This window comes from Burkholderia sp. Bp9016, assembly GCF_003857765.1.
Taxonomy (GTDB): domain Bacteria; phylum Pseudomonadota; class Gammaproteobacteria; order Burkholderiales; family Burkholderiaceae; genus Burkholderia.
Map to the genome: position 1 here is coordinate 25,982 of NZ_QTPY01000007.1, position 21,468 is coordinate 47,449.

Here is a 21,468-nt window from a genome sequence, read left to right on the forward strand (position 1 = left end):
GAACCGGATTTCCCATGACCTATCTCCAGGAGTCGAGCCGGCCTGCCGTGACGGTGCCCAAGCTGCAGGCAATGCGCGAGGCCGGCGAGAAGATCGCGATGCTCACCTGCTACGACGCGAGCTTCGCGTCGCTGCTCGATCGCTCCGGCGTCGACGTGCTGCTGATCGGCGACTCGCTCGGCAATGTGCTGCAGGGTCATACGACCACGCTGCCCGTGTCGCTCGACGACATCGCCTACCACACCGCGTGCGTCGCGCGTGCACAGCCGCGCGCGCTGATCATGGCCGACCTGCCGTTCGGCACGTACGGCACGCCGGCCGAGGCATTTGCAAGCGCCGTGAAGCTGATGCGCGCCGGTGCGCAGATGATCAAGCTCGAAGGCGGCGAATGGCTCGCCGAAACGATCCGCTTCCTCGTCGAACGCGCGGTGCCCGTGTGTGCGCACGTGGGCCTCACGCCGCAGTCGGTGCACGCTTTCGGCGGCTTCAAGGTGCAGGGCAAGACCGAGGCCAGCGCCGCGCAGTTGCTGCGCGACGCGCGCGCGGTCGAGGAAGCCGGCGCGCAGGTCGTCCTGCTAGAGGCCGTGCCGACCCTCATCGGTTCCGAGGTCACGCACATGCTGCGCGTGCCGACAATCGGCATCGGCGCGGGCGCCGACTGCTCGGGCCAGGTGCTGGTGCTGCACGACATGCTCGGCATTTTCCCCGGCAAGCGTCCGCGTTTCGTGAAGGATTTCATGCAGGGCCAGCCGAACATCCAGGCAGCCGTCGAAGCTTACGTGCACGCGGTGAAGGACGGCTCGTTCCCAGCCCCGGAACACTCGTTCTGAGCTGACCGGCAGCGCCGTGGCGCGCTGCCGTCGATCGCTGCAGCACACTCGCTGACGCGGCCGGCAATGCGGTACGCCGTTTCTCGTACCGCATTGCCGGACAACGCATACTTTCTAACTCGTCCTATTTGTGCTCGCCCTCGTCGCTGCGACCATCAAGCCTTCGTCAATCGAAGGAGTGGTCGCAGATGGCTCATGTCTATGAAAAGGCGGCTGAACTCGTTGGGCAAAAGCTGGCAGGTGACGGAGAATGCGTCGCGCTGGTCAAAATTTATACTTCCGTCGGCCCCACCGCCATCTGGCGCCCGGGAAAAAAAGCAAGCGACGATCGGAGTATCCGTGTCGGAACCGTCATTGCGACTTTCGAGAACGATCGCTACCCAAGCCGATCGCATGGCAATCATGCGGCGTTCTATCTGGGCCGGGATGTGCGCGGCATCCATGTTGTCGAACAATGGCGCTCACTCAAGGCAATTCAGAGAAGATGCATCCCGTTCAAAGGCAAGGACAAGAATGGCCGTTACATCGATCCAAGCAATAACGCCGATGCATTTTCAGTCGTGAAATGACGATGTTCACCCGCCAAACACCGTATCGACTGCTCGCCATCGCCGCACTCGCATACAGTTCGCTCGTCACATTACCCGCGTCCGCTGCGACAGCAGACTGCCCCGCACGCCTCGCCGTTACCCAGCAGCTCGACGGTCAACCGCCCGATGGCTGGAAAAACTTCGATACGCAAAGCACCTATCCGCTTGCCAGCGTGACCTTCTGGTCAGGGCCGCCGGACCGGATGATGTCGTTGCTGCCGAACCGCTCGCGCTCCGAATCCAAAAGCGACATTTATACCTGGTCGCTCGCCGAAAACCGTGAAGACTACTGGGTCTCGTGTGACTACGGCAATACGAGCGTCGTGATCGCACGGCCACTGGGCAAACAGGCACAGACTTGCGTCGCGCGCTACAGACGTGGACACGCCATCGTACAAAGCTGGCAATGTACGCCGCGGAAGTAATCCACGTTCAGGTTGGTGCGCAGCCGTGAATCAGCCGCGCTGCCATCGGCCCGCGCAACGCATTGCAGATCATCAACTCATCCGCGTTCAGCACATCGTCGAGCGTCAGCACACGCTCTTGTGCGCCTACTGCCGGATCGTCGAGCAGCACACCACGCATCACGCCCGGCAACACACCGCACGACAACGGCGGCGTCACCCACACGCCATCGAGCTTCACGAACAGGTTCGAGCGCCCGCCTTCCGTCACCTCGCCGCGCTCGTTGACGAACAGCATGTCGAACCCGCCGAGCGCTTCGGCCGCCTGCCACGCGCGATCGTATTCGGCACGGCGCGTCGTCTTGTGCAGCAGCAGCGCGTCGTCGGTGCGGGTCGGCGCGAAGCCGTGAGCCGACGCGAGCATCACGCCGACCGGCCCTGCGGGCAGCGGCTTCAGCGGCACGGCGATGATCTCGACCGCGCCGTCCTTCGCGAGCGCGAGCTTCATCCGGTACGGGCCGTCGCCGTCGAGCGCCGCGCAGCGTGCGTCGATCTCGCGGCGCAGCGCATCGGTGTCGACGCGAAAGCCGAACGCGTCCGCGCTGCGTTGCAGCCGCGCGAGATGACGTTCGAGATGGCGGATGCCGTCCGCGCGCGTCGCGGCGGTCGTTTCGAACAACTGGAAGCCGGGATCGGCATCGGTCAGGAAGCGCGCCTTCAATTCGCACTCCGCATATTCGTCGGCCGCGACGCTGTCGAGCACGATGCCCGCGCCGACGCCCATCCTGCCGCGTCGCCGGCCTACGTTGACAGTGGCCGCGCGGCCCGTGTCGTAGCCGGCCGGATCGAGCGTCAACGTCCGGATCGCCACCGACAGGCAGAAATCGCCGCAGCCGGCCGCGCCGCCGTGCGACGCGTCGAGCCAGCCGATCGCGCCCGTATAGAGCCCGCGCGGTGTCGACTCGATCGCATCGATCAGTTCCATCGTCTTGTGCTTCGGCGCACCGGTGATCGATCCGCACGGGAACAGCGCACGCAGCATCTGCGCGAACGTCGTCCCGTCGCGCCAGCCGGCCTCGACCGTCGACGTCATCTGCCACACCGATGCATACGGCTCGACCGAGAACAGCGCCGGCACCTTGACCGTGCCCGTGCGCGCAATCCGCGACACGTCGTTGCGTAGCAGGTCGACGATCATCACGTTTTCCGCGCGGTTCTTCGGATCGCTCGCGAGGAACGCAGCGGCCGCCGCATCCTCGCGCGGGTCGGCCGAGCGCGGCGCGGTGCCCTTCATCGGCCGGGCGCGCAGCACGTCACCGCGCTTCTCGACGAACAGCTCCGGCGAACACGACACGACCCACGCGCCGTCGGGCAGCGCGATCAGCGCGCCGTAACGCACCGGCTGGCGCGCGCGCAGCCGCCGATACAGCGCAGGCGGCGGGCCGAACATGTCGAAATTCAGCCGGTACGTGTAGTTGATCTGGTATGAGTCGCCCGCGCGCAACGCGTCGTGCACAGCCGCGATCGCCGCGTCGAACGCGTCGCGCGACACGCTTTTCGCAACATGCGCGACGCCCGAGATCGACGGCGCGCCGCCGCCGTCCTGCCGCGCGAGCCACGCGTCGACTTCGTCGCGCGACAGGCGCTCGCAGCGCGCATACAGCAAAAAGCGCAGCGGGGCATCGCCCGGCTGCGCTCGTTCCAGATTGCGTCCGAATTCGTAATCGCCGACAACGACCGCATGCAGCCCATCGCGCAAGTCCTGCGCGACCGCCGCATCGAGTTCGTCGAGCCGCGCGGGATCCGTGCACACGCGTTCGCGCACGAAACCCGAATACAAACGACTCGACCGCGCGGACGCGGTCGAGTCGCAATCGTCCAAGAGCGCGAACGACGCGCTCTCGTTGCCTTCAGTCATGCCATTACTCGAAGAAGCTCTTCACGCGGTCGAACCAGCTCTTGCTCTGCGGGCTGTGACGCGCACCGCCCTCGGCCAGCGACTTCTCGAACTGCTTGAGCAGATCGCGCTGCTGGTCGGTCAGCTTCACGGGCGTCTCGACCTGCACATGCACGTACAGATCGCCCGCGATGCTCGAACGCAGACCCTTGATACCCTTGCCGCGCAGACGGAACGTCTTGCCCGACTGCGTGCCTTCCGGCACCGGGAACGACGCACGGCCGGCCAGCGTCGGCACCTCGATCTCGCCGCCGAGTGCGGCGGTCGTAAACGGGATCGGCATCTGGCAGTGCAGATCGTCGCCGTCGCGCTCGAATACCGAATGCGGCTTGATGTGGATCTCGACGTACAGGTCGCCCGGCGGCCCGCCGTTGATGCCCGGCTCGCCGTTGCCCGCCGAACGGATCCGCATCCCGTCGTCGATGCCAGCGGGGATCTTCACTTCGAGCGTCTTGGTTTCCTTCACCTTGCCCGAGCCGTGGCAATGCGCGCAAGGCTCCGGGATGTAGGTGCCGGTGCCGTGGCACTTCGGACAGGTCTGCTGGATGCTGAAGAAGCCCTGCGACATGCGCACCGTGCCCTGGCCGTGACAGGTCGGGCAGGTTTCGGGCTTCGTGCCCGGCTTCGCACCCGACCCGTGACAGACTTCGCACGATACCCAGCTCGGCACGCGGATCTGCGTGTCGTAGCCGTGTGCGGCCTGCTCGAGCGTAATCTCCATGCTGTAGCGCAGGTCGGCGCCGCGATACACCTGCGGACCGCCACGGCCGCCGCGCGCGGCGCCGCCCGCGGCCTGGCCGAAGATGTCGCCGAAGATGTCGCCGAACGCATCCGCGAAGCCGCCGAAGCCCTGCCCGCCCGCACCGCCCATGTTCGGATCGACGCCAGCGTGGCCGTACTGATCGTACGCCGCCCGCTTCTGGCCGTCCGACAGCATTTCATAGGCTTCCTTCGCCTCCTTGAAATGCTCCTCCGCATCCTTGCTGTCAGGATTGCGGTCAGGGTGGTACTTCATCGCAAGCTTGCGATATGCCTTCTTGATTTCGTCGTCGCTCGCATTCTTTGCGACGCCCAGAACCTCGTAGTAATCCCGTTTCGCCATATCGATTCACTGTGCCGTCACGCGTCACGCACGCGGCGGCTCCTTTCGCCCGCAGTAAAGTCTCTCGACTCGTCTGGCGCTGCGCCGTCCGCGGACGGCTCGCGCAGCACCCGCCAAAAAACAAATGTGCCCGGAGGGCCGCGAAGCCCGCCAGGCGTGGAGTCGATCCGGCCATCCGGAAGGAAAGACAGACCGCTGTTCAGCCGCGCCGCGCGCGTCTCGCGCGCGGCGTGCGGTGCCATCGCAACCCGGCTTAGTCCTTCTTTACTTCCTTGAACTCGGCGTCGACGACGTCGTCGGCAGCCTGCTGCGCACCGCCCGCGTGGGCCGCGCCTTCCGCTGCACCCGCCGCGCCGGCTGCACCTGCCTGCTGGGCCTGCATGTCGGCGTACATCTTTTCGCCGAGCTTCTGCGAAGCCTGACCGAGTTCCTCGACCTTCGCATCGATCGCCGCCTTGTCGGCCGACGTGTCCTTCAGGACGTCCTCGAGCGACTTCAGCGCCGCTTCGATCTTTTCCTTCTCGCCCGCGTCCAGCTTGTCACCGTACTCGGTGAGCGCCTTCTTCGTGCTGTGGACCAGCGCGTCGCCCTGGTTGCGCGAATCGGCCAGCTCGCGCAGCTTGTGGTCTTCCGCTGCGTTCGCTTCCGCGTCCTTGATCATCTGATCGATTTCAGCGTCGGACAGGCCCGAGTTCGCCTTGATCGTGATCTTGTTTTCCTTGCCGGTCGCCTTGTCCTTCGCGCCGACGTGCAGGATGCCGTTCGCGTCGATGTCGAAGGTCACTTCGATCTGCGGCACGCCGCGCGGCGACGGCGGGATGCCTTCGAGGTTGAACTCGCCCAGCAGCTTGTTGCCCGCCGCCATTTCGCGCTCGCCCTGGAACACCTTGATCGTCACGGCCGACTGGTTGTCGTCCGCCGTCGAATACACCTGTGCGTGCTTCGTCGGGATCGTCGTGTTCTTGTTGATCATCTTCGTCATCACGCCGCCGAGCGTCTCGATGCCGAGCGACAGCGGGGTCACGTCGAGCAGCAGCACGTCCTTGCGGTCGCCCGACAGAACCTGGCCCTGGATCGCCGCGCCGACTGCGACGGCTTCGTCCGGGTTCACGTCACGGCGCGGATCCTTGCCGAAGAACTCCTTCACCTTCTCCAGGACCTTCGGCATGCGGGTCTGGCCGCCGACCAGGATCACGTCGTCGATGTCCGACACCTTGACGCCGGCGTCCTTGATCGCGATCCGGCACGGTTCGATCGTGCGCTCGACGAGGTCCTCGACCAGCGCTTCCAGCTTCGCGCGGGTGATCTTCAGGTTCAAGTGCTTCGGGCCCGACGCATCTGCCGTGATATACGGCAGGTTGATTTCGGTCTGCTGGCTCGACGACAGCTCGATCTTCGCCTTTTCGGCCGCTTCCTTCAGGCGCTGCAGCGCGAGCACGTCCTTCGACAGGTCGACGCCCTGCTCCTTCTTGAACTCGCCGATGATGTAATCGATGATGCGCTGGTCGAAATCCTCGCCGCCGAGGAACGTGTCGCCGTTGGTCGACAGCACTTCGAACTGCATTTCGCCGTCGACGTCCGCGATCTCGATGATCGACACGTCGAACGTGCCGCCGCCGAGGTCATACACGGCGATCTTGCGGTCGCCCTTCTCGACCTTGTCGAGGCCGAACGCGAGCGCGGCTGCGGTCGGCTCGTTGATGATCCGCTTGACTTCGAGGCCCGCGATGCGGCCGGCGTCCTTGGTCGCCTGACGCTGGCTGTCGTTGAAGTACGCCGGCACCGTGATCACGGCTTCCGTGACCGGCTCGCCGAGGTAATCTTCGGCCGTCTTCTTCATCTTGCGCAGCACTTCCGCCGACACCTGCGGCGGCGCGAGCTTCTCGCCGTGCGCTTCGACCCATGCGTCGCCGTTGTCGGCCTTGATGATCGCGTACGGCATCAGGCCGATGTCCTTCTGGACTTCCTTCTCTTCGAAGCGGCGGCCGATCAGGCGCTTCACCGCGAACAGCGTGTTCTTCGGGTTGGTCACGGACTGACGCTTGGCCGGCGCGCCGACGAGCACTTCGTTATCGTCCATGTAGGCGATGATCGACGGCGTCGTGCGCGCGCCTTCCGAGTTCTCGATGACCTTGACCTGGTTGCCTTCCATGATGGCGACGCACGAGTTCGTGGTGCCGAGGTCAATACCGATGATCTTTCCCATTTTTCCTAATCTCCAGAAATGCTTGTTTGCTGCGCGAAACGCCACTTTTCTGGGCAGTTTCGCGCGCCAGAATTCAACTCTGTTCCCGAAATGCGTCCGGCCGATCCGTTTTCAAGACCCGGCAAGCGAGCAGGTATTAAATTTTTTCGATCTCCGCCGGCAGCCGGATCGAGCGACTCGCCAGCCGCCGCGGCAACCTTCGCGCGCGCCGCCGACACCGCCGCCTGGAACTGCGCGAGGCCATGCCAGCCGGTCGCGCGCCCGAGCCGCTTGCCGCGGTGGAAGAAGAGCCACGTCGGCACGCCGTGCAGGCCGAAGCGGCGCCCCAGCTCAGGGTGTTCGTACACGTTGCAATGGAACCACTTCAGGCCCAGCGCGCGGATCGCGTCGGACTGCGCGAGCATCGCCTTCTTCGCGATCTCGCAGTTGAAGCAGTCGACGCCCCAGAAGAACACCACGGCGAGCGCGTCGCCCGCACCGGCGATTGCCGCGTCGAACGTGCCGGCAGCCAGCGCCTGTATGTCGAACGTTTCGAACGCGGCCGGATCGACGCCGGCGGGAACCATCGCGGCGGCCTTACTTCGGCTGTGCGACCGTGACGAGCGCCGGGCGCAGCACGCGGTCCGCGATCGTGTAGCCCTTTTGCAGCACGGCGACGACGGTGTTCGGCTCCTGCTCGGCCGGCACCATCGAAATGGCCTGGTGCTGGTGCGGATCGAACTTCTCGCCGACCGGGTTGATCGCGACGACACGGCCCTTCTCGAGCGCGCTCGTCAGCTGACGCAACGTCAGTTCAACGCCTTCGCGCACCTTCGCGATGTCGCCGGACGTGTCGTTGACCGCTGCCTCGAGGCTGTCCAGCACGGGCAGCAGGTGCTCGGCGAAGTTCTCGATCGCAAACTTGTGCGCTTTCGAGACGTCGTCCTGCGCGCGGCGGCGGACGTTCTCGGTCTCGGCCTTCGCCCGGAGGAAGCTCTCCTGCAGCTCGGCGACCTTGGCTTGAGCCTCCGCGAGCGCCGCGTCGGCGGCTTCGGCGGCGGGTGCAGCGCCTTGCGCCGCCTGCTTCTCGCTGCCGATGTCTTCGGCCGATTGGGTAGCCGGGTTCTCTTGCGTGTTTTCCATGTCGCTGAAAGTCGATTAGAGGTTGAAGCCAAATCGGCAACCGCCGGCTCGTATGCCGACGGCACCGCACATTGCTGGTGCAGATAGGGGCGAAAACTGCGATTTCAAGAAGGTTATTCGCGGGCATTCGCCATCGCCGCGAAACAACCACGCGACAAGTCGCCAGATTGCACGCATTTGCCGCCAAATCGGACGAAACGGCCTGTAACAACCCTTACCTGGCAAGTACTAGCTGGGTACAGGGGGCTGCACTACACTGCACTCACGCGTCGGAAAAAGCGTGTTTACCCTAGCTGACCGCCGCCTGACATCCATCTGGCGCCACAGTCACTGTCTTCTCGAGGCGAGTACCGTGAAACTGACCTTTGCCATATCGGTGGTCGCGCTGGTACTGATTGCCGGCACCACCACCATTTGCCTGTCCGGAGCCGTCACCGACCGCACGACCGAGTACGGAAGTGCGCTGGCGACCTTCGATCACATGTTCAGCGCTCACCAGAAAATCTGTCGATGATGCGCCGGTCGCGCTTGGTCGGGCGGCCGTGCAGCTCCGCCGCCGGCTCCCGATACGTGCGGCGCCGCTCGAGTTCGGCGAGCCGCGCCGCGCGCCCCGCTTCCGTTTCCTCGTAAAGCGTCTGCGCGACGCTGGCGGGCCCGCGCACGTCGCAGATGCCGAGCACGGCAATGTGCCAGACGATGCCGTCGATCGCAATCTCGACCTCGTCGCCCACCCGCACTTCCTTCGCCGGCTTCACGGACGCCCCGCCGATCTTCACGTGTCCCTTGTCGACCGCGTCGGACGCGAGCGAACGGGTCTTGAAGAAGCGGGCCGACCATAGCCATTTGTCGATGCGCAGCTTCGCGCCGGGTTCCGTCGAAATCCTGTAATTCATGTCACCCTCCGCCGGGCCGCCCGCGCGCGGCGTAGCGAACGCCGTGCAAGCCGCGGCCGAGCCATCATTTCAGTTCACCGCCTCGGGTTGCGCCGCCTTCACGGGCCAGCCCTGCAGATTCTCGGCGACGATTTCGCCGATCGCGCCGATCCATGCGGGCGCACCGTTCAGGCACGGAATCCGGTGAAACGCCTGGCCGCCGCCCGCGATGAACTCGTCGCGCACTTCCATTCCGATCTCCTCGATCGTCTCCAGGCAATCGGCCGTGAAACCGGGACAGAACACATCGACCCGCCGCACGCCGGCCTCGCCAAGCTCGCGCAGCGTCGGCGCCGTGTACGGCTGCAGCCACTCGGCCTTGCCGAAGCGCGACTGGAAGGTGACGCGGCATTCGAGCGTCGACAGTCCGAGCGCGGCCATCAGCAGCGCGCCCGTCTGCTGACACTGGTCGTGATACGGGTCGCCGAGGTCGAGCGTGCGCTTCGGCACGCCGTGAAAGCTCAGCACGAGCTTGTCGCCGGCCGCAAAGTCGGGCCGGCCATGCTGCGCCCAATACTGGCGCACCTGCTCGGCAAGCGCGTGGATATAGGCCGGATGGTCGGCGTAATGCCGCACCGTGCGCACTTCCGGCTGGTTGCGCATCCGCGCGAGCGCCGCGAACGCGGCATCGAACGCCGTCGCAGTGGTGGACGCGGAGTATTGCGGATACATCGGCATCAGCAGCACGCGCTCGACGCCCGCCCGCTTGAACTGTGCGAGCGCGTGCGCAATGTTCGGGCTGCCGTAGCGCATCGCGTAGTCGACCTTCACCTGATAGCCGTTCGATGCGAGCAGGTGCCGCACGCCTTCGGTCTGGCGCTCGGTATACACGCGCAGCGGCGAGCCTTCCGGCATCCAGACGGCCGCGTATTTCTTCGCGGACGCGCGCCCGCGCAGCGGCAGGATCAGCGTGCGCAGCAGCACCTGCCAGACGGCCTGCGGGATTTCGACGACACGCGGGTCCGACAGGAATTCGGCCAGGTAGCGCCGCACCGCGCGCGGTGTCGGGGCGTCGGGCGTGCCAAGGTTGATCAGCAGCACGCCGATGCGATGGGCGGCCGCGGTGCTCGAAGGCGGCTCAAGATCGAAACGCATGGGCAGGAATGTGCTCGGGGCACGCAGTCGGACGGCCCTCAATTATAGCGGGCCGCCCCGCTCCGGTCGGCTGGCCGTTCGGCCGAATGGCAGCGCGCACGGCGCTGCGGCACGATTGCGGGACGGTATCGGCGCCGGTTATTGCTGGCTCAGCGTGAGCGACAGCAGGCGCGCGGTGATGTCGACGATCGGGATGACGCGGTTGTAGGCCATGCGGGTCGGCCCGATCACGCCGAGCGTGCCGACGATCTGGCCATTCACCTCGTAAGGCGCGGTGACGACGCTCATTTCCTCGATCGGCACGAGCGTCGATTCGCCGCCGATGAAAATCTGCACGCCCTGGGCGTGGCTCGACACGTCGAGCAGTTGCAGGAAGCCCGTCTTTTGGTCGAAAACGTCAAACAGCTTGCGCAGCCGTGCCATGTCGGACGACAGGTCTGCCACTTCGAGCAGGTTGCGCTCGCCGGAAATGAGCACGGTGTCCTCGGTATCGGGCACCTCGGTGCTGGCCGTCACGGCCGCATGCATCAGCGTGGTCATGTCGCCGCGCAACTGGTCGATCTCGTCGCGCAGGCGGCGGCGCACCTCGTCGAACGACAGGCCGGCAAAGTGCGCGTTGATGTAATTCGACGCCTCGGTGAGCTGCGACGGCGAATAATCGCGCGGCGTCGCGAGCATCCGGTTCTGCACGTCGCCCTCGGGGGTGACGATGATCAGCAGGATGCGCTTGTCCGACAGGCGCATGAACTCGATCTGCTTGAACACGTGGCTGCGGCGCGGCGTCAGCACGACACCCGCGAACTGCGACAGGTTCGACAGCACGCTCGCCGCGGCCGCCACCACCCGCTGTTGCGGTTCGCCGGCCTGCAGCGTGTTCTGCACCTGCCGGGCAACGGCCTCGGCGTCGATCGGCGCCTCGACCGTCAGCATGGTGTCGACGAACAGCCGATAGCCGCGTGGCGTCGGCACGCGGCCGGCCGACGTGTGCGGGCTCGACACGAGTCCGAGCTCCTCCAGGTCGGACATCACGTTGCGGATCGTCGCCGGGCTCAGCTCGAGCCCGGAGTAACGGGACAACGTGCGCGAGCCGACCGGCTGACCGTCGGCGATATACCGTTCGATCAGGGTTTTGAGGAGGGTTCGTGCGCGAGGATCTAGCATGGTGGAAAATTTTAGCGCAACCGCGCGACCACGGCGAGTGGCCGCGGCCTGCGTCGAGCGGGCTGGCCCGATCCGGCCCCGCCGGCGCACAGCCGGTTCTTTTCGTCAACGAGCTATGGTGTAATGCCGGCATGAAAACCGGTAATCAGTTCAACACTGTCGCGCTCGTCGGCCGGAGCAACACGCCCGGCATCGCCGAGCCGCTCGCCACGCTGGCTGGCTGCATCGCGAAGCTGGGCTTCGAGGTCGTCTTCGAAGGCGAAACCGCGCGCGAAATCGGCATCTCCGGCTATCCGGCGCTCACCCCGGCCGAAATCGGGGCGCGCGCCGACGTGGCGGTCGTGCTGGGCGGCGACGGCACGATGCTCGGCATCGGCCGCCAGCTCGCGCCATACAAGACGCCGTTGATCGGGATCAACCACGGGCGGCTCGGCTTCATCACGGACATCGCGGCTGCCGACATGCAGGCACTCGTCCCGGTGATCCTGTCGGGCAAGTTCGAGCGCGAGGAGCGCTCGCTGCTCGAGGCACGGATCATGCGCGACGGCGAACCGATCTACCATGCGATCGCGTTCAACGACGTCGTCGTGAACCGCAGCGGCTTCTCCGGGATGGTCGAGCTGCGCGCGTCAGTCGACGGCCGGTACATGTACAACCAGCGCTCGGACGGCCTGATCGTCGCGACGCCGACCGGCTCGACCGCCTACGCGCTGTCGTCGGCCGGCCCGATCCTGCATCCGCAACTCCAGGGCATCGTGCTCGTGCCGATCGCGCCGCACGCGCTGTCGAACCGGCCGATCGTGCTGCCCGACGACTCGAAAATAGCGATCCAGATCGTCGGCGGCCGCGACGTCAACGTGAACTTCGACATGCAGTCGTTTACCGCGCTCGAACTGAACGACACGATCGAGGTGCGCCGCTCGAAGCACACGGTGCCGTTCCTGCACCCGATCGGCTACAGCTATTACGCGACGCTGCGCAAGAAGCTGCACTGGAACGAACACGCATCGAACGAAGACGACAAGGCGTCCTGACGCACCCACGCCCGACACCATGCTCCGCCACCTCTCGATTCGCGACTTCGTCATCGTCGCCGCGCTCGATCTCGAATTCGACAGCGGCTTCACCGTCTTTTCCGGCGAAACCGGCGCCGGCAAATCGATCCTGATCGACGCCCTTGCGCTCGCACTCGGCGAACGCGCCGACGCAAGCGTCGTGCGCGCCGGCTGCGGCCGCGCCGACATCACCGCCGAATTCACGCCGCACGACCGTGTCGCGCGCTGGCTCGACGAACACGCGTTCGACGCCGAGGACACCGTGATGCTGCGCCGCGTGATTGACGCGAACGGCCGCTCGCGCGCGTTCATCAACGGCACCAGCGCGACACTCGCGCAGTTGCGCGAACTCGGCGAGATGCTGGTCGACATCCACGGCCAGCATGCGCACCAGTTGCTGATGCGTCCCGATGCGCAGCGCGAACTGTTCGACACCCATGCGGGGCTCGTCGCCGATGCCGCGAACGTCGCCCGCGCGTGGCGCGTATGGCGCGACGCGACACAGGCGATCGACGCCGCGAAGGCGCACGAACGCGAACTGCAGCTCGAACGCGAAAAGCTCGCGTGGCAGCTCGCCGAACTCGACAAGCTCGCGCCGCAACCCGGCGAATGGGACGAAGTCGGCAGCGAGCACAAGCGCCTGTCGCATTCGGCGAACCTGATCGCCGGCGTGCAGGGCGCACTCAATGCGCTGTCCGAGGCCGACGACGCGATGCTGCCGCAGCTCGGCGCGATCGTGTCGAAGCTGCGCAGCCTCGCCGACTACGATACGGGGCTCGGCGATGCGCTCGCGTCGCTCGAACCGGCCGAGATCCAGTTGCAGGAAGCCGTCTATTCGCTGTCCCACTACGCGCAGCGTCTCGATCTCGACCCGGCCCGGCTCGCACAGGTCGAGGCCCGCCTCGATGCGCTGCACTCGACCGCCCGCAAGTTCCGGTTGCCGCCCGACACGCTGCACGAGGAACACGCGGCACGCCGCGCGCAGCTCGCCGCGCTCGACGCAGCCGCCGACCTCGGCGCGCTCGAAGCCGCGCAGGCAAAGGCGCGGGAAGCCTATCTCGACGACGCGAAACGCCTGTCGAAGGCACGCACGCACGCAGCCAAGGCGCTCGGCACGGCCGTCACGGCCGGCATGCAGGAACTGTCGATGGCGGGCGGCAGCTTCGAAGTCGCGCTCGTCCCGCTCGCCGACGGCGGCCCGCACGGGCTCGAGCAGGTCGAATTCCGCGTCGCCGGGCACCCCGGCGTGCCGCTGCGGCCGCTCGCGAAAGTCGCGTCCGGCGGCGAACTCGCACGGATCAGCCTCGCGCTCGCGGTGATCGCCAGCGCGGCCAGCCCGACGCCGACGCTGATTTTCGACGAAGTCGACACGGGGATCGGCGGCGGCGTCGCCGAAGTGGTCGGGCGCCTGCTGCACCAGCTCGGGCGCGACCGCCAGGTGCTGTGCGTGACGCACCTGCCGCAGGTCGCCGCGCGCGGCGACCATCACTTCCAGGTCGCGAAGGGTGCCGACGACCGCGGCGGCACCGTGTCGTCGGTCATCCCGCTCGACAAGGCCAGCCGCGTCGAGGAAGTCGCGCGGATGCTCGGCGGCCTCGAAATCACCGCGACGACGCGCAAGCACGCGAAGGAAATGCTGGCGGCCTGACACCGGCACCCGTCGGCTGAATGCAAAAAGACCGGCGCATGCGCCGGTCTTTTTTTGCGGAAAGCGGCACGCGATCGCGTCCGCCCTGCCCCGCCGATTCGAACGACCGCCTCAAACACCCGACTCAAACATTCGTTTCAACGGCCCCGAACACGCGCGCCCACAGCGCCGTCACGGCCGCCCGCTCGGCGGCCACCACGGCCGGATCGACCCGCGCCTTCTCCATCCCGTCGAGTCGCAGCTTGTGCTGCAGCTTCCGGTACTTGCGGTACGCCGCGCCGACGCGCTCGGCCTCGTCCTCGCCCATCAGCCCGAAGCGCGCGACCTCGCGCAGCAGCGCGATGTTGCCGGTGTTGCGGATCAGCTCGGCATCGCTCGACGCATGCAGCAGCACCCAGTACTGGACGATGAACTCGATGTCGACCATCCCGCCGCGATCGTGCTTCAAATCGAACAGCTCGGTCTGGTTCGGGTGACCGGCAAACACCTTGCCGCGCATGTCGACGATTTCCTTCGCGAGCACGCCCCCGTCGCGCGGCGTCGTCAGCACCTGGTGGCGGATCGCCTCGAAGTCCGTGCCGATCTGCGCGTCGCCCGCGCTGTAGCGCGCACGCGTCAGCGCCTGGTGCTCCCACACCCACGCGGTGTTCGCCGCGTCGCCCTCGCGCAACTGGTAGCGGCGGAACGCGTCGAGATCGGTGACGAGCAGCCCGGCCTCGCCGTTCGGCCGCAGCCGCAGGTCGATGTCGAACAGCGCGCCCGCGCCGGTCGCCGTCGTGAGCCACGTGATCAGCCGGCGCGTGAACGTCGTGTAGACGTCCGCCGAGCGCTCGTCGGGGTCGTCGTACAGGAAGATCAGGTCGAGATCCGACGCGTAGCCGAGCTCCTTGCCGCCGAGCTTGCCGTACGCGATCACCGCGAATTTCGGCACGTCGCGATGGCGCTTCGCGAGCTGCGACCAGACCACTTCGATCGTCACGTCGAGCACCGCATCGGCCAGCTCGGACAGGCGGTCGCTGACATGCTCGACCGACAACTGCCCCGCCAGGTCGATCAGCAGGATGCGGAACACCTCCGCGTGCTGCGCGTGCCGCAGCAGGTCCATCTGCTGCTCGGGGCCGTCGGCTGCCGCGAGGCGCGCACGCAACGCATCCTTGAACGCGGGCCAGTCGAACGGGCTCGCGATCGCTTCGTCGTCGAGCAGTTCGTCGAGCAGCTGCGGGTGGCGGATCAGGTAGCCACCACCCCAGCGCGTCGCACCGAGCACGGACAGCACGCGGTCGAGCGCGGCCGGATATTCGGTCAGCAGCGCCAGATAGACGCCGCGCCGGCTGACCGTCTCGAGCAGGTCGAACAACCGGACGACGGTGTCGTCGCGGCGCGCGGCGTCGATCCGCGGCGCGGCTTCGAGCGCGCGCTGCGCGACGCTGTCGAAGCGCTGCCGGCTCTTTTCCGGCAGGCCGGCGTAGCGCGACGACTGCCAGATCGCGCGCAACCGCGCGAGCACCGTGGCCGGATCGGCGAAGCCCAGCCCGCCGAGGCGGGCGAGCAGCGTGTCGTCCTCGCCGTCGTCGGCGAGCGCGCTGCTCCAGATCCACGCGGCCGCCGTGTCTTCGCCCGCCGCGCACGGGCCACCGCCGTTCACCTTGTCGGCGAATATCTGATCGAACTGCGCCTCGACGAACGTGCGATGGCCATCCAGCACCGTCATCAGCGCCGCGTAGTCGCCAAAGCCGAGCGACGCGGCCAGCGCCGCGCGCTCGTCCGGGTCGACCGGCATCGCATGCGTCTGCGCGTCATCGCGGTATTGCAGCCGGTGCTCGAGCGTGCGCAGGAAGTTGTACGCGTCGGTCAGGCGCTCGCACACGTCCTCGCCGATCAGCCCGCGCGCCTGCGCATGGCGCAGCACGGCGAGCGTCGGCCGCACGCGGAACTCCGCATCCTGACCGCCGCGGATCAGTTGGAACACCTGCGCGCTGAATTCGATCTCGCGGATCCCGCCGCGCCCGAGCTTGACGTCGTCGGCCTTGTCCGGCCGCATCGACGCACGGCGCGCGGCTTCCTGGCGAATCTGCAGATGCAGCGAACGGATCGCGCCGATCACGCCGAAATCGAGGTAGCGGCGGTACACGAACGGCTTGACGATCGCCTCGAGCTGCGACGCGAGCCGCTGCGCGGCATCGCTGCGGCCTTCCGACACGAGCCGCCCCTTGATCCACGCGTAGCGCTCCCATTCGCGCCCCTGCACGTAGAAATATTCCTCGAGCATGCCGAGGCTGCAGACGAGCGGCCCCGAATCGCCGTTCGGGCGCAGCCGCATGTCGACGCGAAACACGTAGCCGTCGGCCGTGACCTCGGACAGTACGCCGATCAGGCGCCGGCCGAGCCGCGTGAAGTATTCCTGCGTGGACAACGGCGCGCGCGTGCCGCCGGTCGTCTCGCCGTCGTCCTCGTAGACGAAGATCAGGTCGATGTCCGACGACACGTTCAGCTCGCGCCCGCCGAGCTTGCCCATCCCGACCACGCCGAGCACCACGCGCTGGCCGTCGGCGCCGCGCGGCTCGCCGTACATTGCCTCGAGTTCGTCCGACAGCAGCGCGAGCGAGCGCTGCACGGCCGCTTCGGCGAGATCGGTCATCGCTGACGTCACCTCGGCGACGTCAGCGACGCCACGCAGGTCGCGCTCCGCGACCGCGCCGAACACCTCGGCGCGCAACTGCCGCAGCGCGCGCTTGAGTTGCTCGTCGCTCGGCGCGGCCAAGCCGGCCGGCGGCACGAGCAGCTCGGTCAGGCGCGCGTCGAGTTGCGCGCGGCCGAGCGGCGCGGCGGCCCATGCGGCGATCTGGTCGGACAGCGCGGGACGCGCAGCCACCGCGCGGGCGATGTAGCGGGAATAGGACGGGCTGATCAGGGCGGAAGCGTCGGTCATCGAGAAGCGGGCCTGGCGGTAAGGCCCGCCGCGCCGGGAAACGCGTGCGCGCCCCGCTGCCGACAGGCCCCATGGACTCGGCGCGGTGTCGCGCGACGCACGTGCGCCGCCGCGAAACCGCGCGCCGGAAAGCCCGTGCCGAGCTGCCGCAACGGCCGCCGGCACGAACCCGTGTGATACATTTCAACGTCAGTCTGCAAAACTACCATATCGCCGCCCGTCCGCCGCATGTCCGACCGTCAGGAATCCGCCGTAGCTGCGCCCGAAGCGGGACCTCCGAAGCACGATCATCCGGTCCTGCGTCGCGTGTTCAGGGTGACGCTGGCGGTCGGGGTCGGCGCTTACTTCGTCGCGTCCGGCGCGTTCCTCGGGCTGCGCTACGTGCTGCTGCCGCGCATCGACGAATTCCGCCCGCGCATCGAGCGCGCGGTGTCCGACAAGCTTCACGCGCAGCTTTCGATCGGCAAACTGTCTCCGCACTGGTCCGGCATGCAGCCGGGCGTCGAGGTCGCCAACCTCACCATCCGTGGCCGTGATGGCCAGATCGCGTTGTCGGTCCCGCATGCGACCGCCGCACTGTCGTGGATGTCGCTGTTGCGGCTGTCGCCCGCGCTGTCGAGCCTGATCGTCGACCACCCCGATCTGGTGATCGCACGCGCGGCCGACGGCTCGCTGAGCGTCGCGGGCGTCGGCGTCGCGACCACCCACGGCGGCAACGACACCTTCGGCACGTGGCTGCTGAAACAGGAAGCGATCGTGCTGCGCAACGGCACCCTGCGCTGGCGCGACGCGCAGCACGACGCGCCGGAGCTCGCGCTATCGGGCATCCGGCTCGCGGTGCTCAACGACGGCCTCGTCCACAAGGCCGCGCTGCAGGCGCCCGCGAACGGCACGCTGCTGCTCGGCCCGCTCGATTTCCGCGCGCGCTTCAAGCACATGCGGCTCGCGCCGATCGGCAAGCCGTCGAACTGGACGGGCGACGCGTATCTGTCGACGGGCCCCGTCGACCTGCAAACGCTCGGCCGCTATCTCGACCTGCCGCTGACGGCCCATGCGGGCCGCATCGACAACGCGATCTGGGCGACCTTTCAGGACGGCCACCTGCGCTCGGCAGGCGGCGACCTGCAAGGCGCCGACGTCGTGCTGCAGGTGCGGCCGACCCAGCCGCGCCTCGACGTGCCGACGGTCGGTTTCGGCTGGGACATGGCACTCGACGCCGGCCGCGACTACACGCTGCACCTGACGCGCTTCAACGCGGAGCTCGGCCAGCCGCCGCTTCCGGACGGCACACCGCTCGCCCGCTCGCTCGCGCTGTCGACGCTGACCGCCCGCTATCGCGTGCCGACCGCCGACCAGGGGCAGTTGCTGAGCGTCGTGGGCGACCGCGTCGATCTCGGCATCCTCAGCGAGTTCATTCGCGGGCTGCCGCTGCCGGCGCGCCTGCGCAACGAGCTGATCAAGCTCGACCCGCGCGGGATGGTGTCGAACTATCAAATCGAGGTGGAACGCGCGAAGCCGGCGCGGGCCGACCTCGCCGACGAGGAGCGGCGCACCGGCGCGGCGCCGATCGTGCGCTACCGCTTTCTCGGCGACCTGCAGGGCATCAGCGTCGCCGCGCAGGAACCGCCGCCGGGGCTGTCCCCGCGCGGCCACCCGCGCGCCGGCTGGCCGGGCGTCGAGAACCTGTGGGGCCGCATCGATGCGAACGAGACGGGCGGCACCGCGCACTTCGACACGGTCAATGCGGCTGTTACGGTGCCCGGCGAATTCGACGAGCCGCGCCTGACTTTCGACCGGCTGCGCGGCAACGCGAAATGGGTCGTCACGCCGGCACCGGGCGACAAGCACGCGCGCGTCGACGTGACGCTGCCCGACCTGCTCGTCTCGAACCCCGATGCCGAGATCACGGTGTCGGGCACGTACACGAATCCCGGGCACGGGCGCGGCTCGCTCGACCTGCGCGCGGATTTCGCACGCGCGTCGGTCGCGCGCATTCCGCGCTATCTGCCGACCGGGATGTCCGATCACCTGCGCGACTATCTCGGCCATGCGTTGCAGGACGGCCAGGTGACCAAGGGCGCGTCGATCGTCGCCCGCGGCCCGCTCGACAAATTCCCGTTCGAACACGAGCCGGATGCAGGCGTGTTCCACATCGTCGCGCCGTTCACCGGCGGGCGCTTCGAGCCGACGCCCTACCCGCCGCGCAAGCTCGCGAACGGTACGCCGAGCGTCTGGCCGGCGCTCGACGGAATCGACGGCGTGTTCGAGCTCGCGCAGAACAAGCTGCACTTCGACATCGCGCGTGCGCACTACAAGCGCGTCATGCTGACGAAAGTCATGGGCCGCATCGACGATCTCGGCAATCCGCCGAAGTCACCGCTCGTGATCGACGGCCACGCGCAAGGCCCGCTCGCCGACCTGATCGACTACGCGGACAACAGCTCGCTCGGCACGATGAGCGGGCACATCGGCCAGCGGATCGATGCGCAGGGCCCGGCGTCGCTCGCGCTGAAGATCACGATTCCGCAGCACGTACCGCATCCGCATACGCACGTCGAAGGCGCGCTCGCGTTCGGCGGCAACACGCTGTCGACCGACGGCGTGCCGCCGCTGTCCGCGCTGCGCGGCAGCGTGCGCTTCACCGAGGCCGGCGCATCGCTGCACGACCTGTCGGGGCGCTTCCTCGGCGGGCCGGTGCGGGCGAGCGGCAACTTCCGGTCGCATGGCCCGTATGCAGTGGACGTCGACGGCAAGCTCGCGCTCGACGCCGCGCGCGGCCTGAACCTGCGCGGCACGGCCGCGGCGCTGCTCGAGCATGTGGTCGGCGATGCGCCGTACCGGCTCGCCGTGCGCGGCGCGCCGGGCCGGCTGCCCGAAGTCACCGCCCATTCCGACCTGACGGGCGTCGCACTGAACTTCCCGGCGCCGTTCGAGAAACCGGCCGGCACGCCGATGCCGTTCCACTTCACGCTGCAGCCGGCGGCCCGGACGGACGGCAAGCGCCTCGAACACGCCGACCTGACGTTCGGCCCGGTGTCCGCGAGCTACCTGCTCGACGCGACGCCCGGCGAGCCGTTGCGCGCGGTGCGCGGCGCGATGGGCATCCACCGGATGCCCGACATGCCGCAGGATGGCGTGAGCGCGGCCGTCGACGTCAACGAGCTCGATGCCGACGCGTGGATCGCGCTGGCCCGCACGCTGCAGCCGGCTTCGACGCGCACGCCGCAGCCGCAGGACACCCCGCGCGTCGACTTCGCGAGCTTCACGCCCAAGCGCTTCGCGCTCCACTTCGGCACGCTGAAGCTGCTCAAGCGCAACTGGGAGAACGTGATCGTCGGCGCGTCGCACGTCGACGAGCTGTGGCAGGCGAACGTCGCGTCGAACCAGGTATCGGGCTATCTGTCGTGGGCGCCGGGCGGCGGCCACAACGGCGCGGGCGTGCTGAACGCGCGGCTCGCGAAGCTCGTGATTCCGCAAAGCGCGCAGCACGACCTCGTCGGCCGCGCGATGAACCTGCCGACGCCGACCGACCGACCGATGCCGTCGGTCGACCTGATCGTCGACCAGGTCGTCGCGCGCGATCACGACATCGGCCGGCTCGTCGTCAACGCACGCAACATCGACGAGGACGGCGCGCCGGTGTGGCAGCTCGACAAGCTCGAACTGGCGAACCCCGCCGCGAAGCTGACGGCAACCGGCAACTGGCGCACGTCGCGCCGCGCACTCGCCCGCGGCGTCGACGAAGCCGACGCGCCGCGACGCAGCGTGTTCGACTTCAAGCTCGACATCGGCAATGCAGGCGCGCTGCTCGACCGCGTCGGCCTGCCCCGCACGCTGGCGGACGGCCACGGCACGATAACGGGCAAGGTCGGCTGGCGCGGCGGCCCGACCGCGGTCGACTTCCCGTCGTTCGGCGGCCAGGTCGCGCTCGACCTCGAGCACGGCCAGATCCTGAAGGTCGATCCGGGCGCAGCGAAACTGCTCGGCGTGCTGAGCCTGCAAAGCCTCGCACGGTTCCTGACGCTGAATTTCCGCGACGTGGTCGGCAAGGGGCTGCCGTTCGACAAGATTACGGGCACAAGCCGGATTTCGAACGGCATCGCGCGCACCGACGACTTCTCGATGACGACGGCGCCGGCGAACGTGACGGTGCGCGGCGCGGTCGACCTCGGCACCGAGACGCAGGACCTGCACGCGCATGTCGCGCCGAAGATCGGCGCCGGCACGGCGGCGATCGCGGCCGCGATCATCAACCCGCTGCTCGGAGTCGGCGTGCTGGCCGCGAACTACGCGCTGTCGGAAACGCTGTCGCACGCGTTCGCGCTCGACTACTCGATCACCGGCTCGTGGGCGCATCCGCACATCGAGCGGGTGCAGGGCGATCAGGGTAAGATGAACCACGGGCCGGCCAATGCGGCGAGCCACTGATCCGCGCAC

General features: G+C 67.7%; 15 protein-coding genes and 1 pseudogene. 7 read left to right on the top strand and 9 right to left on the bottom strand.

Annotated features, from left to right (window positions below; genetic code table 11):
- Window positions 1–14 precede the first annotated feature (14 nt).
- The 3 genes from panB to DIE13_RS10415 all read left to right on the top strand — a co-directional run bounded on the left by panB (window position 15) and on the right by DIE13_RS10415 (window position 1,845).
- Entirely contained in the window at window positions 15–830 is an 816-nt protein-coding gene (panB, locus tag DIE13_RS10405) for a 3-methyl-2-oxobutanoate hydroxymethyltransferase (protein ID WP_124827066.1), read from the top strand.
- A gap of 188 nt (window positions 831–1,018) precedes the next feature.
- Window positions 1,019–1,399, top strand: coding sequence for a BPSL0067 family protein (locus DIE13_RS10410; protein ID WP_124827067.1), 381 nt, complete (start codon window positions 1,019–1,021; stop codon window positions 1,397–1,399).
- Window positions 1,396–1,845: an STY0301 family protein gene (locus DIE13_RS10415; RefSeq protein ID WP_124827068.1), complete on the top strand. Its 450-nt coding sequence runs from the start codon at window positions 1,396–1,398 to the stop codon at window positions 1,843–1,845. Before DIE13_RS10410 ends, DIE13_RS10415 begins: the two co-directional genes overlap by 4 nt.
- 7 nt (window positions 1,846–1,852) lie before the next feature.
- On the opposite strand, the gene DIE13_RS10420 is transcribed toward DIE13_RS10415, so the two are convergent.
- From DIE13_RS10420 to grpE, 5 genes and pseudogenes are all read right to left on the bottom strand, one after another.
- Window positions 1,853–3,742 (bottom strand): chorismate-binding protein, encoded by a 1,890-nt coding sequence (locus tag DIE13_RS10420; RefSeq protein ID WP_124827069.1) that lies wholly within the window; start codon window positions 3,740–3,742, stop codon window positions 1,853–1,855.
- A gap of 4 nt (window positions 3,743–3,746) precedes the next feature.
- Window positions 3,747–4,883 (bottom strand): molecular chaperone DnaJ, encoded by a 1,137-nt coding sequence (gene dnaJ / locus DIE13_RS10425; RefSeq protein WP_124827070.1) that lies wholly within the window; start codon window positions 4,881–4,883, stop codon window positions 3,747–3,749.
- 253 nt (window positions 4,884–5,136) lie between these two features.
- Window positions 5,137–7,089, bottom strand: a complete 1,953-nt coding sequence (dnaK, locus tag DIE13_RS10430; RefSeq protein ID WP_124827071.1) for a molecular chaperone DnaK — start codon at window positions 7,087–7,089, stop codon at window positions 5,137–5,139.
- Between the two features lie 149 nt (window positions 7,090–7,238).
- A pseudogene (locus tag DIE13_RS10435) lies at window positions 7,239–7,655 on the bottom strand (thioredoxin family protein); the annotation flags it as partial.
- A gap of 10 nt (window positions 7,656–7,665) precedes the next feature.
- Window positions 7,666–8,211, bottom strand: coding sequence for a nucleotide exchange factor GrpE (gene grpE / locus DIE13_RS10440; protein ID WP_124827072.1), 546 nt, complete (start codon window positions 8,209–8,211; stop codon window positions 7,666–7,668).
- Window positions 8,212–8,563: 352 nt separating this feature from the next.
- On the opposite strand from grpE, the gene DIE13_RS32845 reads away from it, so the two are divergent.
- Window positions 8,564–8,725: a hypothetical protein gene (locus tag DIE13_RS32845; RefSeq protein ID WP_172441904.1), complete on the top strand. Its 162-nt coding sequence runs from the start codon at window positions 8,564–8,566 to the stop codon at window positions 8,723–8,725.
- Here DIE13_RS32845 and DIE13_RS10450 read toward each other — a convergent pair.
- From DIE13_RS10450 to hrcA, 3 genes are all read right to left on the bottom strand, one after another.
- Window positions 8,697–9,104 (bottom strand): RNA-binding S4 domain-containing protein, encoded by a 408-nt coding sequence (locus DIE13_RS10450; protein ID WP_124827073.1) that lies wholly within the window; start codon window positions 9,102–9,104, stop codon window positions 8,697–8,699. The genes DIE13_RS32845 and DIE13_RS10450 overlap by 29 nt on opposite strands.
- A gap of 69 nt (window positions 9,105–9,173) precedes the next feature.
- On the bottom strand, window positions 9,174–10,238 hold the full coding sequence (gene hemH / locus DIE13_RS10455) for a ferrochelatase (protein ID WP_124827074.1): 1,065 nt from the start codon (window positions 10,236–10,238) through the stop codon (window positions 9,174–9,176).
- A 138-nt stretch (window positions 10,239–10,376) separates the two neighbouring features.
- Window positions 10,377–11,399, bottom strand: coding sequence for a heat-inducible transcriptional repressor HrcA (hrcA, locus tag DIE13_RS10460; protein WP_124827075.1), 1,023 nt, complete (start codon window positions 11,397–11,399; stop codon window positions 10,377–10,379).
- A 131-nt stretch (window positions 11,400–11,530) separates the two neighbouring features.
- Here hrcA and DIE13_RS10465 point away from each other — a divergent pair, with 131 nt between their 5' ends.
- Window positions 11,531–12,433, top strand: coding sequence for an NAD kinase (locus DIE13_RS10465; protein WP_124827076.1), 903 nt, complete (start codon window positions 11,531–11,533; stop codon window positions 12,431–12,433).
- A gap of 19 nt (window positions 12,434–12,452) precedes the next feature.
- The gene (recN, locus tag DIE13_RS10470; RefSeq protein WP_124827077.1) at window positions 12,453–14,102 is read left to right on the top strand and encodes a DNA repair protein RecN; all 1,650 of its coding nucleotides are present in this window, start codon (window positions 12,453–12,455) and stop codon (window positions 14,100–14,102) included.
- A 124-nt stretch (window positions 14,103–14,226) separates the two neighbouring features.
- On the opposite strand, the gene glnE is transcribed toward recN, so the two are convergent.
- The gene (gene glnE, locus DIE13_RS10475) at window positions 14,227–17,031 is read right to left on the bottom strand and encodes a bifunctional [glutamate--ammonia ligase]-adenylyl-L-tyrosine phosphorylase/[glutamate--ammonia-ligase] adenylyltransferase (RefSeq protein ID WP_124827078.1); all 2,805 of its coding nucleotides are present in this window, start codon (window positions 17,029–17,031) and stop codon (window positions 14,227–14,229) included.
- A 228-nt stretch (window positions 17,032–17,259) separates the two neighbouring features.
- Between glnE and DIE13_RS10480 the strand changes: the two genes are divergently transcribed.
- The gene (locus tag DIE13_RS10480) at window positions 17,260–21,459 is read left to right on the top strand and encodes a YhdP family protein (protein ID WP_124827079.1); all 4,200 of its coding nucleotides are present in this window, start codon (window positions 17,260–17,262) and stop codon (window positions 21,457–21,459) included.
- Window positions 21,460–21,468 lie beyond the last annotated feature (9 nt).